Here is a 15,486-nt window from a genome sequence, read left to right as displayed (position 1 = left end):
AGTAGTATAAAATTTTACTTATGACCTTTATAGAGCAAGTACAGGATTTTGTTTATAATTTACTCAAAGATAAACTTTCTAGTTCATTTATTTACCATAATTTCAGCCATACTTCGGATGTTGTTAAGGCAGTAAAAATACTTTCAGAACAGGAAAAAATAAGTGCTTTAGAGTCTGAAATAGCAATAGTTGCCGCTTGGTTTCACGATACAGGTTATATTCATGGATTTGAAAATCATGAAGAAAGAAGTATTGTAATTGCAACTGAATTTTTAAAGCAATATGATAAAACAACTGAATATATCGATCAGGTAAATGCTTTAATTAGAGCAACAGAATATCATTATGTACCGCAAAATGTTCTTGAGAAAATAATAAAGGATGCCGATTTTTATCATTTTACAACCGTTAATTATTGTGACCGATGCGAACTTTTGAGAGGAGAATGGGAATGTGTGAAACAAAAACAAACTTCAGATTTAGAATGGGCTCAGGAAAATTTAGCCGTTCTTACTGAATGTCATCAATTTTATACTGATTATGCAATTGCTAACTGGCAGCCGCTAAAAGAGAAAAATATTAGCATAATTAAAGAAAAAATTAAAAGTATGGAAAGTGGTCAGGAAGTAAAAAAAGAGAAAAAAAATAAAGGCGATAAACAGGGAAAAGCAGCCAAACCAGATCGCGGAATTGATACTTTGTTTAGAATTACGCTGAGTAATCATACCCGTTTAAGCGGAATTGCCGATAGTAAAGCGAATATTTTATTATCAGTTAATGCTATTATTATTTCGATTGCTTTGTCTACAATTGTACCAAAATTAGATAGTCCGCGTAATGCTCATTTAGTTATTCCTACTTTTATTTTATTGACTTTTAGTGTGGTATCTATTATTTTTGCTATTCTTTCAACACGTCCAAAAGTGACTACCGGCGTTTTTACAAGAAGGGATATTGAGGATAGAAAAGTAAATTTATTGTTTTTTGGTAATTTCTACAAAATGCCTTTGGAAGAATACGAATGGGCAATGAACGAAATAATGAAAGACAATACTTATTTATACAATTCGATGATTAAGGATTTGTACTTTTTAGGAATTGTATTAGAGAAAAAATACAAGTTATTACGAATTACCTATAATATCTTTATGATAGGAATAATTGTTTCGTTTCTTGCATTTTTCTTAGCGTTTCATTCCATCCAGAATTTTTAATGTAAGCTTGCTAATAATTCCTGATAAGTATATTTTGTATCGATATTTCCTTCGGTATTGATTACTTTTATTCGAATTGCTTTTAAACCATAAACTCCTTGAAGTTCTTCAACTTCAAATTGTTCAATGGTTGGCTCAAGAATTTGTTTAAATTGTAAAAACTGAATGTATTTTAAATATTCAGCTTCTTCATATTGATGCGAATAAACAATCGTGATTTTCTCTTTTTGAGTAATTCGTTCTTTAGTTCCTTTTATATGAGCTTTATCGATACGTTTTTTAACGACTTCATAACGAGCGTTGTACGTTCCGTCTACATCAAAACGTTTTTCATCCATTCTAAAACGAATAGAAATAGGAGAACTGAAAACCAGTATTAACGAACTTACATCCAGTTTGTAAGGTAAAATTTGTTTCAATCGATGGTGTTCTAATTCCATTTTACACAAAGTTTGCAGCTGCCATAATCTTAGATTATTTAAATACATTAAATCAAAAGATTGGGTAGGAGTAATGGATGCACCAATGTACAGGTTGTGTTCTACACCATCTGTTTTGAAACGCTCGTAATAATGCGGGAAAATTTGTTGCGCTTCGTTTTGTTCTTTGTCTAAAACAGTGGTCATTTTTTTGTTTATAATAGCCATTGCATCGTCAAAATTTTTACGAGCCTGGTAAAACAAGTGTGTTTTAGGATCTAGATTTTCAAAATAAGCATCAATCAGTGCTTTGTCTTCGTTAGCAATAATGGCATTTCGTAACAAAGGATGAATTTCTCTGTCAATATAACTTTGAATTTGCTGTTCAGTATCTGCTTTTAGTTCTTTTTCTAATTCTTTAAAGAAAGAATTTAATTCAAAATTGCGTTGTTCGACTAAAGGCAATTTGTGTATTGATTTCGAATTTTCGAAAATTTGTAAAATACTTTGTAATTGATTTTTTAAATCTTCTTTTACGGTATTATTTCGGTGTTCAGAAGAACCATTAATGTCTATTTGACCATACAATGGATACACTTCTTTAAAGACAATTTCTTTAAAAAGGTTTTCGCTTCCAATGGTCTTAGTTTCTAAGTTTTTCTGAGCTTCGGCTTTAAATTTCCAATAAACGCTCGAATGAATTGCTGTATATTCACGTTGAATAATGGCTTCAATTTCGTTTTGAAAATCAGTATTGTAACGTTCTAAGGTATCAACAATATTTGGAAGAATTAATTTTATATTATTAGCATTTACGCTGTTTAATGCTCTTGGAGTAGCCGAAGCTAATTCGATAATTCCTAATAATTTATCATCCTTGACAACCGGAGTAAAAATACAGCTTTGAATATCCTGATCTAATAATATTTGGGCAAATTTTGAATTTCCGGTAATTGTTCCAAAAGCAGCTACATTCGAAATAGAAATAGGTTCTTTATCGTTTAAAAGTTTCTCCAGCGAGCATCCGCAAAAAGCATTGCAGCATTCTATTTCGTTTTTATCATTAAGAATAAAACTTCCAATTTTCTTTTGCTCGAAAGGTACTTTGACGAATTTTTTTTCTTCATCATTGTAAATGCTGATTCCAATTCGTAAATCAGGGACTTTAAAAATAGATTTGAATATTTCTGAAAGATTTTCACTATTGTCAACCGATTCTTTGTCTCTTTTTAAAAGATGACTTTTTAAACTCGAAATAGCACTTTCTTTGGTTGTATCAAATAAACTAATGATTCCGAATCCTTTTAAAACCCAGCTTTCTATTGGAAATTTTTCTTTCCATAAGGCTGTATTTTCAAAATTATTCATTAATTCGTCAATGTCTTCCTGAGTCAAATCGGGAGCTTTTTCAGTAGGATAAACATCAATAAAATCAGCATTGTAAAGAATACGATAATGCTTTATGATTCCGTCAGCATCGGGAATATCGTAAAATAAAGGGATGCTGTAATCAAAATTTTGATTGTAATGCGTATTTAAAATTAGAATACAACTAAAAACATAAAATTGATCCTGATTGAAATTGTCGATTATCAAATCAAAATTCCCAGCGTTCTTTACTATCTTTTTAAATCGTTTAGTGTAATTGAAAGTTACGTTCTGAAACGGAATTGCTACGGCCTTAATTTCATTATTGGTAAGAGCTGTAGGGAATAAATCGGCTAATAAATTTTTAATGAGTTTTTTGTTTTCCTCAATAATGGAGAAATCTTCAATTCCGGTTTTTAGTTCAGGGAAATTTTCAATTTCCTTTAGTAAGGATTTGGCATAATTAGAGCGATAATCAACATCTGATTGTGCGATTTCTTCTAGCGACTCAATGAGTTTATGAAAAGAAATTAAAGTTTTAAAAGGACTTTCTTTAAATAAAAGATGATTCATTTGAAATTATATTAGCACTACAAAAATAGTGAATTATCTCGTTTGTTGTCTTTTATTTAAAAGTGCTAATGGCTTGTTTTGTCCTTTTTTAAAGAATAATTGAATTTGATAAAAAGCTGTTTGAAAAAAATCTCCAACTGTTAAACAATTGGAGATTGATTTTATAGTGAAATTCAAATCTTAAATGATTAAGATTTTTGTTCTTTATTGAAATACACTAAGTAATAATACATTTGTTTTTCTTCGTCCCAGCCTTTTTCTACAAACTTTTCGGCACTTTCAGGATTGATGAAATCCATCTTGATTTGAATGTTTGTATCTAAATTGATTACGTTTTTGATTGATTTTCGGGCATCACTTACAGCAGCATTAGCAATAGGAAACGAAGTTACATCTTCAATACTGTATTTTTCGCCTTTATCAACCTTATAGTTTTTAAATTCCGGAATCAAATCAGGATTATCTAAAACTTCGTTTAGGAATTCGGTTTCTTCAAATTCATCATTCTTTGCAAAATAATTTACCGAACGGTTCATGAACATTACTTCTTCTTTTTTGTCTTCGGCAGGGAAAACTACATCTTTAGCAAAGTTTTGACAGAATTTCAAATATTTTTTTGTGATGAAATTTTCGTCTTCAAAAGCATCAACTGATAAAAAGTGCTCTAACCAGTAACGGGCATCATAACGATTGCTGTCTACAGTTAAAATCTTGTAACCTTCTTCTTTTTTATGATTAAAAATCAAACAGCCTTTATCTAATTTATTCAAATTGATTCCTTGTTGCAGGATCATTTCTAAATTAGATTCTTTTTCTTCAAACTGTAAAAAGTCGCTTTGTAACTCACTTTTAAAAATACCAATAGCATCTACCACATTATTGTCGATGTTTATGTTAGTTAAATAAGTAACATAAACTTCCCCGTTTTTAATATGCGGATGATTTGATTGTTCAAATAAATGCTTAGTTATTTTTTTAGAACCTTCGTGCAATGTGCTTGGGTTTTCAAAAATTTCAGTAGCATATTTGTACATATCGTTGTAATCTAAATCAACTTCGTGGGCAAATTGAAAATAGTTTTCTTCTTTTTCTCTAAAAGGTTTAAAAAAGAATTCTTTGATAAGCGGCACAATTTCATCTTGTAGCTTATAGGGTTGCTCTGATAAAAAAATAGCCTCGTTTCGGCTTTTATTTCCTACTCTATGAATAGAAAGTGTGTCGATGTGTGTGTTGAAAAGGTTGATCATAGTGTAGTTGTTGTTTTAGATGCGAGAGCCAAGAAAAAAGACAGTTGTTGAAGTCTTTCATCTTGGCTCTTGATTCTTATATTATTGGTTTATCCTAATTCCAATTTTCTTCAAAGCCGTAATCTTCGTAGCTGTCGTCTCCTTCAAACATATCCATGTCGTCATCGTCCAGACCGTCTTCAAATTCGTCGTAGAAATCGTCAGCATTATCTGCTTCAAAGTTTTTCTCTAAAGCTTCATCAGGCATTTCACCATGAGAAAATAAAGTTTCCGGATAAATAGCTCCGGCAGATTGTTCTTCGATAGCGGCTAGTTCTACTAAGAAAGTCCACATGTTGATAAAATCATAAACATAAATGATTTTAGTGTTTTCTTCGTCAAGAATGTCCGAAAGTTTATAATCACTCATGATACGTTGTTCGCCAGGAACATCTCCGGTATCAAAAAGCGAAATTTCATCTTCTTGATTCCAGGTTTCATCGCAAGTGTAAAAAGAAGCGACTTCCATACCATCGAATCCAAAAGAATTAAAGATAGCATTGTGTAAATCTTCTAAAGTATCATCATCAAGTATAGCGATATCTCTAAAAATATCTTCTTCAGCGTCTAAGATTACTCTAAATTTATAAACCATAATAGTTGTTTTTTATAGAAAAGCCAAAGGTACATTTAATCCTTTTTAATCCCAATGCGATGAGTGAATTTTTATCAAAAAAACGCTAACTGTTTTGATACTGAATCAGTTGTTTTTAAGAATACGCTTAATCATTTTATGGTAACGTTTGTAGCTGCTATTGCTCGTAGGATACTTACGACTTGGAGTCATATTATTAAAAATTAAAGCAGTAAGGAATAATATTAGTACACCTGTTAAAACCGGAGATACAACATACCAATAACCTAATTCTTTAATTTTTGGAGTACCAATAATTGCAATAAGGGCAGTTGCTCCTCCGGGTGGATGAAGTGTTTTAGTTATTTGCATTAAAACAATCGATAAGGATACTGCCAGTGGTGCGGCAATATACATGATGGTAGGAAATAAATAATTAACGCTTACACCCACTAAAGCCGAAATTAAATGTCCCCCAATAAGATTGCGGGGCTGTGAAAACGGACTTTGGATAATCCCGTAAACTAAAACACTTGATGCACCAAAAGAGCCAATAAGATACACCACATCCTGATGTGAAAATTGCTGGCTTTGTGAATAAGCAATAAGGCCTATTCCAACAAATGAACCTAAGAAAGACCAAAAATGCTCTTTGTAATCAATTAGTGTTTCTTTGTATAAAACATAACGAGTCTTGCGATAACCTCGCTTAATTTTAGTTGTAGGCATGATGCGTGATTTTAAATTTAAACAGTTGGAGCAAAAGTGTAAACCGTTTTAGGATAAATCATTTTTGCGGTATATTTAGAGATAAGGCAGGCAGCTAATATTGGAAAAAATAAAGTGTAATTATTGGTAAGTCCGCACACTAAAAAGATAGCGGTAAAAGGAGCGTGGATACTAGCGCTTAACATGGCAGCCATACCAATTACCATAAAGTTAATAGGCAGGATTTGAGTATCGAAAAAAGTATTTAGTATAGAAGCTAGTAATATTCCTAAAAAGGCGCCTATAAACAGGCTGGGAGCAAAAACTCCGCCATCTCCACCTGAAGCAAGAGTTACAGAGGTTACAATAGGTTTTAGAATCAAAATTCCGATGAATGTAAAAGCTAATGTTAGTGTTAATGGAAGTTGGTTGTTACCGCTAATAATGATGTTTTTTATAGCATGATAACCTTCTCCATACAATTGCGGAAAGATAAAAAGAGAAGCGCTCAAAATTACAGAACCAATAATGATTTTATGATAATGTTTTGAGATTTTAGCAAATTGCGATTTGAAAAACAACACACATTTTGTCAAATAAACCGAATTGATTCCGGCTAAAATCCCTAATAAGATAATGTAAGGAATTGCTCTTAAATGCCAGGTTGTAATAGAAACAGCAAATAAAGGTTCTTCTTTTAAAATGGTTAATAATCCAAAAGCAATCGATACAGCAATTAAATTAGCAATAACAAACGCTCGGGTTACTTTTCTCGAAATTACCTCAAGGGCGAATAAAATTCCGGCAATAGGACTGCTGAATAAAGCCGTAATTCCGGCAGCTACTCCTGCGCAAATAAGTTCGGTTTTGTATTGACGAAAAACATTTTCTTTTTGATGTGCTACTGAACCAATGGTAGCAGTGGCAACAACAGTAGAAACTTCAATGCCGGTTGATCCTCCAAAAATTACGGTTAATAAACCATTGATGGTATGCGAAGGGATTTTGTAGGAAGGAAGATTTTTAGTTTTAGAATTAGTACTTTCAAACACTTCTTTAATTCCTTTGTTTTCTTTTTTCTTGAAAACATATTCACGTAAAAAATAAATTACCGATAAACCAAAAACAGGAAATAAAATATAGAAATACGGATTAACATTGGCCTGATGAAAAAATATTTCTTCATAATGTTCGGTCATTTTTTTTAAAGTTATTCCTAAAAAAGCAGAGAGGAAACCGATTAAAAGAGAGACGATTACTAGTTTTTGAAATTTAATAAATTGGTAGTTTTTTTTAATTTGTGCGGTAGTTTTCATTACTTGAAATCTTTATTGAACGGCAAAATTATGTAAAAAAAACAAAAACCTGCGTTTTCGCAACAAAAAACAAGTTTTTTTTAACTATAGAAAAACATCAAATATCTGTTTTGATTTATATTACTAATGAAATTTTACAATGAAAGAGATTGGTTAATCTGGTTTTTTTTAGGTTTAGAAATAAATTAAAGTTCGTAGAATTCAATAGGTAAATTGTCGGGGTCAGCAATGAAAGTGAATCGCTTTCCTGTGAATTCGTCTATGCGAATAAGTTCTGCGTGAATGTTTTTCGAATTTAAGAAAGAAACTGTTTGATCTAAATTTTCAACAGCAAAAGCAAGATGGCGTAATCCTCTGGCTTCTGGTCTCGAAGTTCTTTCGGGAGGATTTGGGAAAGAAAATAATTCGATACAATAATTTCCGTTTAGTGCTAAATCAAGTTTGTAAGATTTTCGTTCTTCGCGATATACTTCCCGAACAATTTCTAGTCCGAGTATTTCGGTGTAAAAGTATTTTGATTTTTCGTAGTCCGAACAAATAATAGCGATATGATGAATGTTTTTTAGTTGAATCATTTTTTAGGATGCTGAATTATTCTTGATTTAATTTCCGAATTACTTTGGCAGGATTGCCTACTGCAAGAGAATTGTCGGGAATGTTTTTAGTCACGACTGAACCAGCTCCAATTACACATCCGTTACCAATAGTTACTCCGGGACAAATTACTGAATTGCCACCTATCCAGCAGTCGTCGCCAATAGTTATTGGTAAGGCATTTTCAAGTGTTTTTCTCAGCTCGGCATCGAGCGGGTGAGTAGCGGTATAAAGTTGTACAGCTGGAGCGAAAAAAACATTGGAACCAATAGTTACAGTGCTGCAATCTAACACCACGCAGTTAACATTAAAATATACATTTTCTCCGCAAATAATATTGTATCCATAGTCACAATGAAAAGGTGGTTCAATATATAAATTCGAACCTGCATTTGGAATTAACTCTTTTAAAATATCCTTCGCTTTTTTTGTCAATCGGTATTCGGTAACGTTTAATCGATGGAGTAAATTTTTAGCTCTTCTTCGGTCTTTTACTAAAGTGGTATCTCCTGCTAAATAATACTCTCCATCGATCATTTTTTCTTTCTCAGTTTTCATTTTTTATGATGATTTTATTGATTGTTTTTTCTTGTCTTTTTTTAGTTGTTTTTCGAGTTGATTTTTGGTTCTGATTTTAGTCGGTTTTAGTGTTGTTTTTTAGGCGGAAAATAGTGATGAAAAAATGATTTTTTTCTCGTGCTTTTTCCGGTTAAATCTACTCAGTTAGTTTTACTTTTTTAAAGCTTTGTTTTTTGTAAATATAAATCAAAATTCAAATTCAGAAATTGTTTTTGTGAAACAATTTTGAAATTTAATTATTCGAATAAAGCTTTTTAAAACTGTTTTTGAATTTCAATAAGAGTTATTTTTTAATCGATTTTGAGAAGAAATAGAAGAAGAGAAGAGTTGTTTTTTGAGAATTAAAAATGAAGATTTAGCCATTGTTTTTACTTAAAGTTTTACTTTACATAAAAATACTTTTTGTTTTGTTTGTTTTTTTAATTTGAAGGCAGTGTTGTTTTTGAAATTATTTTTTGACGACTAAAAAGTTTAAATTCTAAATATTAAACTTAAAGTTTATGTGTGTTGTTTTAAAATATTGGTAAATAATATTTTAAATAGTTGTTATAGATTATTTCTATTGGATTGATTTCACCCTTTTTAGGCTATTTAGTGACTTTTTAAAGACTTTTTTTGTTGAAATTTTTTTAAAAATGATGATTTTTGTTTTTGGTTAATTTTTGCATTTAACAATGAAAATATAGTTTTGTTTTTTTATTGTTTAATCTTTTTTAAAGATGTTTTTTGGTTAGTTTTTTAAGCTCTTTTAGTGTTTGTGTTTTTGGTGAAAAGTGAAATGTCATTATTTGTTTTTCGTATTCAAAAAATATTTTTCGTTTTACATTGATCCCTCCTGAATACATTTTTCTTTGATTTTAAAAATTACTTTTTTGAATTGCGTTTTTGAAATCAGAATAAATTTGTAGAAAATTTTAATTAAAAATGAACAGTAAAAAGTATATCATTCGAAGTCGTTTTTTGATCTCTTTTTTAGGCGTTTTTTTGACTTACTTTTGGATGTTTTTTTGTGCGTTTTGTAGCTGAAAAATACGCTATGAAAATCGTGTTTTTTTGTAATGAAAAACGATGCTTTTTGCTAACTCAAAAATGATTTTTTTGAGCTTAGTTTTTAAGCTGTTTTTTTTAGATTTTATTCCTGTTTTTTAAATTATTTATTCTGTGAATCGGGTAATAATTTTTTGTTAACAGAGTATCAAAAACAACTTAAAGATTGTAAATTCGTTCGATTAAAATTTTAAAAAACAGATATGAAATATTATATTTTCTTTGCCGTGATGTTTCTTTTTTCGGTTCAAATTCAAGCCCAGAAAATTGCAGTTTACGATAATTATGCTGCCTTGGAAAAAGCAGTTTTAAGTGATACTAATACTACTTATGTAGTTAACTTTTGGGCCACCTGGTGTGCTCCCTGTGTGAAAGAATTACCCCATTTTGAGCAGCTCAATGCTGAGAATAAAAAGGTGAAAGTAGTGCTTGTGAGTTTGGATTTTAAGAATCAGTATGAAGCAAAATTGCTGCCTTTTTTGAAAAAGAAAGCCATAAAATCAGAAGTGGTTTTACTAACAGATAAGGATTATAATACCTGGCTACCGACTGTAGATAAAGATTGGTCGGGTTCCATTCCGGCAACTTTAATTATTAAAAATGGTAAAAAAGTATTCGTAGAAAAGATGTTTGCCAGCTATGAAGAATTAAATCAATATGTAAATTCGAATATTAACTAACAATTTTATACCATGAAAAAAATAGCTTCTTTATTACTATTTGCTGCTTTTGTTGTTACAACTGCTTTTACTATTAATGCACCAACACCCTACAAAATAGGTGATACAGCGACTGATTTTAAACTAAAATCAGTTGATGGAAAAACATATTCGATGTCTGATTATAAGAGCGCAAAAGGCTTTATAGTTGTTTTTACGTGTAATCACTGTCCGTTTGCGGTGAAATATGAAGACAGAATCAATGATTTGGCTAAAAAATACAAATCTAAAGGATATATTTTATTGGCAATTAATCCAAATGACCCGGCGGTTCAGGCTGAAGATAGCTTCGAATTAATGAAAGTAAGAGCTAAAGAAAAAGGTTTTGCATTTCCTTATTTATTTGATGAAGGACAAAAGATTTATCCGCAATATGGCGCTACCAAAACACCTCATGCGTTTTTATTGGATAAAAATCGTGTGGTAAAATACATTGGAGCTATTGATGACAATGTGGATAGCGCAAAAGATGTGAAAGAAAAATACCTTGAAAATGCTATTGCAGCTTTAGAAAGCGGAAAAACACCTTCACCAGAAACGACTAAAGCTATTGGCTGTACAATTAAGGCCAAAAAATAATTGGAGTATAATTATCATTTGAAAAGAGTAAAGACATTCGTTTTTGCTCTTTTTTTATTTGATGTAAATTCGTCTGATCGCGATCAAAATGAAGATCAGTGAAGAATAAACGATGAAAAAAGGAACAATCATTTCAATCCAGCCTAAAGGCAATAAAACGGCAATTAGTAATAATTGAAAACCCAATCCGTATAAAGAAACAAACGTCATAAACCAGTTTGGAAACGTTTTTACCTTATAAGCTTCGGGATCTAAAGTGTGGATGATTTTGTCGAAAATACCATAAACAATAGTGTAAATCTGAAATAAAACATCAACTGATTTCTGGCTTTCTCCAGGAAGTGCTTTTGGTGATTTGTATTCGAAAATTTTACTTGTCGAATCGCCTCCAATGGATTTGGTTCTTAGAATTACATAATAATAGTTGTATAAAGTACCTTGCAATTGAATACAACAAAAAGCTAATAATGTTAACCAAAGTGATGTTGTTGAAACATAGCAGATGGTTGTAAAAAATAAAAAGTTGAGGATAATATCAAAAATACTGTCCAAGTACCTTCCGGTATAAGAAGGCGTATTTTTTATTCGTGCTAATTCTCCATCGGCTGCATCAATAATTGATTTTAAAAGTATGAAAAATCCAGCCCAAACGTAGTGATTATTCAAAATACAAAAAATGCCTATGATACCAGAAAAACCAAAAAGCAACGTAACGTGAATTGGCGTAAATCGGGTATTTTTTAATGAATTGGCAAGTAATTTACCAAAAGGTCTTCCGTAATCGGATAAATCCAAAAATTTATCTTCGGCTGCAAGTTTAGACATTTTACTATATCAAAAACAATATATTGCGACAATATAGTCAGAAACAAAGATAGTTTATAAAATTGTTTTCTTAGCTTTTGATTCTAATATTAAATAAAACTGAACTCCAAATAGTATGCTGGCTAATACAATATGAATGGTTTGTGTGCCAAAAGGGAAATGGAAATAATACATTGAAATCCCGGAAAGGATTTCAATTGAAAGTAAAATCATTACCCAATTCATTTTTGAAAAACCTAAATTGAGTTTTCTGTTTCGGGAAAATAAATACAAATTAATTAAAAATACTACAATCGAAAAAGTACGATGAATATAAAAGGATACACTCGGATTTTGAAGCCATAAAATTTCTGGAGCACCAGTTTTAATGACGGTATCAATTTCTTCTCGAACGCTTGTTCCTAAAACAACCTGAATTAACGTTAAAATCAACGAAATAATTAAAAACCAATGAAATTTAGTGTCGAAAATCAATGATTTTCGGTTGTTTTGAACCGTATAAATAGTGATTAATTGAAAAGCAACAATCAATAAAGCAGCCAACATGTGCGTAGTAATTTTTACCGGATTCAATACCGAATCTACAACGGTTTTTCCTAACCATGCCTGAAATCCCATTAAAATACAAACTAAAAAAGTAAGTAAAATGAGTTTTTTATTGTCTTTCCAAAAACCAAAAGAAAGTATAAATGTTACAAAACAAGCAATTCCAGCCAACGCACCCGACAAACGATTAATATATTCTACCCAGGTATGCAACGGATTGAAAACAGCATAATCGTGTTTGGTGTATTTTTCCCAATCTGAGGCTTCAAAAACTGATTTTGATGTAAAACTTTTTTTGGCAACCAATAAGGATTCGTCTTTTATAATCACTTGTCCTTTGTTGTATTCTTTTTCAGCAGTAAAAAGTAACTCTTGTTCTTCTGTAGGCGGAATATAATATCCAAAGCATTTTGGCCAGTCAGGACATCCCATTCCGGAACCGGTTAAGCGAACAAACGCACCGGCAAAAATTACAACATATACAAGAATTAAAGCAATTTTGGCTGATTTTAAAAAATGTTTTTTCAAGGGGTTGAGTTTTTGTAATTTAATATGGAAATGAAACAATCAAAGTTTAAACCTTTTTCAAGCCTAACTTTTCGGCTCGTTTTAATACGAAATTGTAAGCAGCATCATACTCATTTGGGATTTCTCCTTCCAGAATTGCTTCTTTTACGGCTTCTTTTAAAATACCAATTTCTCTCGAAGGTTTTAGGTTGAAAATTGCCATAATTTCTTCGCCGGAAATAGGCGGTTGAAAATTACGAATGGAATCTTTTTCTTCTACTTCAATGATTTTTTTACGAACTATTTCGAAGTTTTTATGGTATTTTTTAAATTTATTTGGGTTTTTAGTGGTAATGTCAGCTTCGCACAAAGTCATTAAATCTTCTACATCTTCGCCAGCATCAAAAACCAATCTTCGCACTGCCGAATCAGTAACAATATCTTGTGCTAAAACAATTGGTCGGGAGCTCATTACAACCATTTTTTGCACAAATTTCATTTTTTGGTTCAAAGGCATGTGTAAACGTTCGAATAGTTTTTTTACCATTTTTCCGCCCAAAAATTCGTGACCATGAAAAGTCCAACCTTGTTTTTTATTGAATTTTTTGGTTGGTGCTTTTCCAATATCGTGTAATAATGCAGCCCAACGTAGCCAGACATCATCTGTATTTGGGCAAATATTATCTACGACTTCTAAGGTATGATAAAAGTTGTTTTTATGAGTATGACCTTCAATTTCTTCTACCTGATTTAACGCAGTTAGTTCGGGCAAAATTAAATCTAAAAGTCCTGTTTTGTAAAGTAATAAGAATCCAATAGAAGGTTTTGCTGTTGAAAGGATTTTGTTTAATTCGTCTACAATGCGTTCGCCGGAAATAATTTTGATTCGTTCGGCATTTTTGCGAATGGATTCAAAGGAGTTTTCTTCGATTTCGAAATTTAATTGCGTAGCAAAACGAATGGCACGTAACATTCGTAAAGGATCATCAGAATAGGTAATATCCGGATCTAAAGGTGTTTTTAGAGTCTTGTTTTCGATATCAATTAAACCACCAAAAGGATCAAGTAATTCACCAAAATTAGTTTCATTTAATGATAATGCTAATGCATTGATAGTAAAATCACGACGGTTTTGGTCGTCTTCTAATGTTCCGTTTTCTACAATAGGATTTCGGCTGTCGTGAGTATAAGATTCTTTTCTGGCGCCTACAAATTCAATTTCGGTGTCTTCAAAACGCAACATAGCCGTACCATAGGTTTTAAAAACCTGTACTTTTGGTTTTTTAGGAAGTAATTCAGAAACTTTCAGGGCAAGTTCGATGCCGCTGCCTACAGCAACGATATCGATGTCTTTTTTGAAGTCTCTTTTTAAAATTAAATCTCTCACAAAACCGCCAATAACATAGCTTTCAACGTTGAGTGCTTTGGATGCTTGTGAAATAATTTCAAAAATAGGATTATGTAGGGCTTCTTTGTAGTTCATAATGATTTACCGCAAATTCGCAAATTATTTTTTTGAATCTATAATGCGTTTATATTCTAGTGATAATAAATTGAAATTGGCAAGTATTGCTAACTTATTGTTAGAAATTTTTAAATAGTTTAGACATTGATTATAATGACTGTTATTGAAACAATCTACTGTTTTTATTTCAAGAATAATTTTGTCATAAACTACAAAATCAGCATAAAATTTGTGATTTAAAACAGTGTCTTTATATTGTACTGAAAATTCTTTTTCTCTTTCGTATGGAATATTATTTTGTTTAAATTCATATTCTATAGCATCTTTATATACAATTTCTGAAAAACCTTTTCCAAGATTTCTGTGAACTTCAAATAGAATTCCGACTATCTTGAAATTTTCATTTTTGTAGATATATTCTTCCTCCATAAAGTATATAAAAAAATAATTTGCGAATTTGCGGTAAAAAAAATTACTTTCTAATAATCTTCACCTGAGAATCATTAGTCAATTTAATAATTGTTGACGGATTCTGGCATATTTTTTCGTGATGCAAATTTACAACATAGTCCACGCCTTTTATAATTTCAGGACTAATTTCTTTGAAACTTTTTGGAGTAGGTTGGCCAGAAATATTAGCAGAAGTAGACACTAATGGTCTTTTCATTCGCTCCATTAATTTGTAGCAAAAAGGCTCTTTTACAAGACGAATCCCCAGTGTTTTATCTTCGGCAATAATATTAGCAGCTACATTTCTGGGATTGTCAAGAATTAAGGTAGTTGGCTTTTCAGATAAATCCATAATTTGCCAGGCAACTTCAGGGATTTCCTTAAAGACGTTGTACATCATTTTTTCACCATTCATTAAAACAATCATGCTTTTACTTTCTTCACGTTGCTTTAAAGCGTATATTTTTTTTACGGCTTCTATGTTAGTTGCATCGCAACCAATTCCCCAAACCGTATCTGTAGGATATAGTATGATGCCTCCGTCTTTTATTATTTCGTAGGCTTTGTGGACTTCTTCGTTAAGATTTTCCATTTATATTTAAAATACTAGTGACAAATTAATGTTTGCAAAGGAACGAAAAATATTTCTAGAAAACTCATCTATTTAAAGAGCTTATGAAAAGTAAAATGTTAGGATTTGTAGGTTTATTCAGGAGT

15 protein-coding genes are annotated in these 15,486 nt (G+C 31.2%); 3 read left to right on the top strand and 12 right to left on the bottom strand.

All coding sequences use genetic code 11. The features are described from left to right. Nucleotides 1-20 precede the first annotated feature (20 nt). The gene (locus FEM21_RS02755) at nucleotides 21-1,214 is read left to right on the top strand and encodes a Pycsar system effector family protein (protein ID WP_035657503.1); all 1,194 of its coding nucleotides are present in this window, start codon (nucleotides 21-23) and stop codon (nucleotides 1,212-1,214) included. On the opposite strand, the gene FEM21_RS02750 is transcribed toward FEM21_RS02755, so the two are convergent. From FEM21_RS02750 to FEM21_RS02720, 7 genes are all read right to left on the bottom strand, one after another. After that, a complete protein-coding gene (locus FEM21_RS02750; RefSeq protein WP_035657501.1) occupies nucleotides 1,211-3,574 on the bottom strand; it encodes a GAF domain-containing protein in 2,364 nt (787 codons plus the stop codon). The two genes, FEM21_RS02755 and FEM21_RS02750, sit on opposite strands and share 4 nt — an antisense overlap. 188 nt (nucleotides 3,575-3,762) lie before the next feature. Further along, nucleotides 3,763-4,821, bottom strand: coding sequence for a nucleoid-associated protein (locus FEM21_RS02745; RefSeq protein ID WP_035657499.1), 1,059 nt, complete (start codon nucleotides 4,819-4,821; stop codon nucleotides 3,763-3,765). Nucleotides 4,822-4,915: 94 nt separating this feature from the next. Beyond that, nucleotides 4,916-5,455: an IS1096 element passenger TnpR family protein gene (locus FEM21_RS02740; protein WP_035657498.1), complete on the bottom strand. Its 540-nt coding sequence runs from the start codon at nucleotides 5,453-5,455 to the stop codon at nucleotides 4,916-4,918. Nucleotides 5,456-5,560: 105 nt separating this feature from the next. Continuing rightward, complete coding sequence (locus FEM21_RS02735; RefSeq protein WP_035657495.1) at nucleotides 5,561-6,163, bottom strand: HPP family protein; 603 nt, start codon at nucleotides 6,161-6,163, stop codon at nucleotides 5,561-5,563. Nucleotides 6,164-6,180: 17 nt separating this feature from the next. Then, nucleotides 6,181-7,458, bottom strand: a complete 1,278-nt coding sequence (locus tag FEM21_RS02730; RefSeq protein ID WP_051627463.1) for a chloride channel protein — start codon at nucleotides 7,456-7,458, stop codon at nucleotides 6,181-6,183. A 185-nt stretch (nucleotides 7,459-7,643) separates the two neighbouring features. After that, nucleotides 7,644-8,033, bottom strand: a complete 390-nt coding sequence (gloA2, locus tag FEM21_RS02725) for an SMU1112c/YaeR family gloxylase I-like metalloprotein (protein WP_035657493.1) — start codon at nucleotides 8,031-8,033, stop codon at nucleotides 7,644-7,646. A gap of 16 nt (nucleotides 8,034-8,049) precedes the next feature. After that, the gene (locus FEM21_RS02720; RefSeq protein WP_035657490.1) at nucleotides 8,050-8,610 is read right to left on the bottom strand and encodes a sugar O-acetyltransferase; all 561 of its coding nucleotides are present in this window, start codon (nucleotides 8,608-8,610) and stop codon (nucleotides 8,050-8,052) included. A gap of 1,271 nt (nucleotides 8,611-9,881) precedes the next feature. Here FEM21_RS02720 and FEM21_RS02715 point away from each other — a divergent pair. Both FEM21_RS02715 and FEM21_RS02710 read left to right on the top strand, forming a co-directional pair. Beyond that, entirely contained in the window at nucleotides 9,882-10,358 is a 477-nt protein-coding gene (locus tag FEM21_RS02715) for a TlpA family protein disulfide reductase (protein ID WP_035657488.1), read from the top strand. Nucleotides 10,359-10,370: 12 nt separating this feature from the next. After that, nucleotides 10,371-10,976 (top strand): thioredoxin family protein, encoded by a 606-nt coding sequence (locus FEM21_RS02710; RefSeq protein ID WP_035657485.1) that lies wholly within the window; start codon nucleotides 10,371-10,373, stop codon nucleotides 10,974-10,976. A gap of 54 nt (nucleotides 10,977-11,030) precedes the next feature. Here FEM21_RS02710 and FEM21_RS02705 read toward each other — a convergent pair whose 3' ends face one another. From FEM21_RS02705 to FEM21_RS02685, 5 genes are read right to left on the bottom strand one after another with little or no spacing between them, the layout of a single operon-like run. Continuing rightward, on the bottom strand, nucleotides 11,031-11,801 hold the full coding sequence (locus FEM21_RS02705) for a CDP-alcohol phosphatidyltransferase family protein (protein WP_035657484.1): 771 nt from the start codon (nucleotides 11,799-11,801) through the stop codon (nucleotides 11,031-11,033). A 54-nt stretch (nucleotides 11,802-11,855) separates the two neighbouring features. Continuing rightward, complete coding sequence (locus FEM21_RS02700; protein ID WP_035657482.1) at nucleotides 11,856-12,875, bottom strand: COX15/CtaA family protein; 1,020 nt, start codon at nucleotides 12,873-12,875, stop codon at nucleotides 11,856-11,858. Between the two features lie 46 nt (nucleotides 12,876-12,921). After that, nucleotides 12,922-14,337: a CCA tRNA nucleotidyltransferase gene (locus tag FEM21_RS02695; protein ID WP_035657479.1), complete on the bottom strand. Its 1,416-nt coding sequence runs from the start codon at nucleotides 14,335-14,337 to the stop codon at nucleotides 12,922-12,924. Nucleotides 14,338-14,361: 24 nt separating this feature from the next. Next, on the bottom strand, nucleotides 14,362-14,748 hold the full coding sequence (locus FEM21_RS02690) for a GxxExxY protein (protein ID WP_035657477.1): 387 nt from the start codon (nucleotides 14,746-14,748) through the stop codon (nucleotides 14,362-14,364). 43 nt (nucleotides 14,749-14,791) lie between these two features. Next, nucleotides 14,792-15,361: an L-threonylcarbamoyladenylate synthase gene (locus FEM21_RS02685; RefSeq protein WP_035657475.1), complete on the bottom strand. Its 570-nt coding sequence runs from the start codon at nucleotides 15,359-15,361 to the stop codon at nucleotides 14,792-14,794. Nucleotides 15,362-15,486 lie beyond the last annotated feature (125 nt).

The organism is Flavobacterium seoulense, assembly GCF_000695795.1.
In the GTDB taxonomy this organism is placed as follows: domain Bacteria; phylum Bacteroidota; class Bacteroidia; order Flavobacteriales; family Flavobacteriaceae; genus Flavobacterium; species Flavobacterium seoulense.
This window is presented reverse-complemented; position numbering and strand designations above follow the sequence as displayed.

What these genes read in the sequence shown, in the direction of transcription:
- FEM21_RS02695 (WP_035657479.1), bottom strand. Translation starts at nt 14,337, where the DNA reads ATGAACTACAAAGAAGCCCTACATAATCCTATTTTTGAAATTATTTCA.
- gloA2 (WP_035657493.1), bottom strand. Translation starts at nt 8,033, where the DNA reads ATGATTCAACTAAAAAACATTCATCATATCGCTATTATTTGTTCGGAC.
- FEM21_RS02690 (WP_035657477.1), bottom strand. Translation starts at nt 14,748, where the DNA reads ATGGAGGAAGAATATATCTACAAAAATGAAAATTTCAAGATAGTCGGA.
- FEM21_RS02715 (WP_035657488.1), top strand. Translation starts at nt 9,882, where the DNA reads ATGAAATATTATATTTTCTTTGCCGTGATGTTTCTTTTTTCGGTTCAA.
- FEM21_RS02730 (WP_051627463.1), bottom strand. Translation starts at nt 7,458, where the DNA reads ATGAAAACTACCGCACAAATTAAAAAAAACTACCAATTTATTAAATTT.
- FEM21_RS02740 (WP_035657498.1), bottom strand. Translation starts at nt 5,455, where the DNA reads ATGGTTTATAAATTTAGAGTAATCTTAGACGCTGAAGAAGATATTTTT.
- FEM21_RS02710 (WP_035657485.1), top strand. Translation starts at nt 10,371, where the DNA reads ATGAAAAAAATAGCTTCTTTATTACTATTTGCTGCTTTTGTTGTTACA.
- FEM21_RS02720 (WP_035657490.1), bottom strand. Translation starts at nt 8,610, where the DNA reads ATGAAAACTGAGAAAGAAAAAATGATCGATGGAGAGTATTATTTAGCA.
- FEM21_RS02755 (WP_035657503.1), top strand. Translation starts at nt 21, where the DNA reads ATGACCTTTATAGAGCAAGTACAGGATTTTGTTTATAATTTACTCAAA.
- FEM21_RS02745 (WP_035657499.1), bottom strand. Translation starts at nt 4,821, where the DNA reads ATGATCAACCTTTTCAACACACACATCGACACACTTTCTATTCATAGA.
- FEM21_RS02685 (WP_035657475.1), bottom strand. Translation starts at nt 15,361, where the DNA reads ATGGAAAATCTTAACGAAGAAGTCCACAAAGCCTACGAAATAATAAAA.
- FEM21_RS02735 (WP_035657495.1), bottom strand. Translation starts at nt 6,163, where the DNA reads ATGCCTACAACTAAAATTAAGCGAGGTTATCGCAAGACTCGTTATGTT.
- FEM21_RS02750 (WP_035657501.1), bottom strand. Translation starts at nt 3,574, where the DNA reads ATGAATCATCTTTTATTTAAAGAAAGTCCTTTTAAAACTTTAATTTCT.
- FEM21_RS02705 (WP_035657484.1), bottom strand. Translation starts at nt 11,801, where the DNA reads ATGTCTAAACTTGCAGCCGAAGATAAATTTTTGGATTTATCCGATTAC.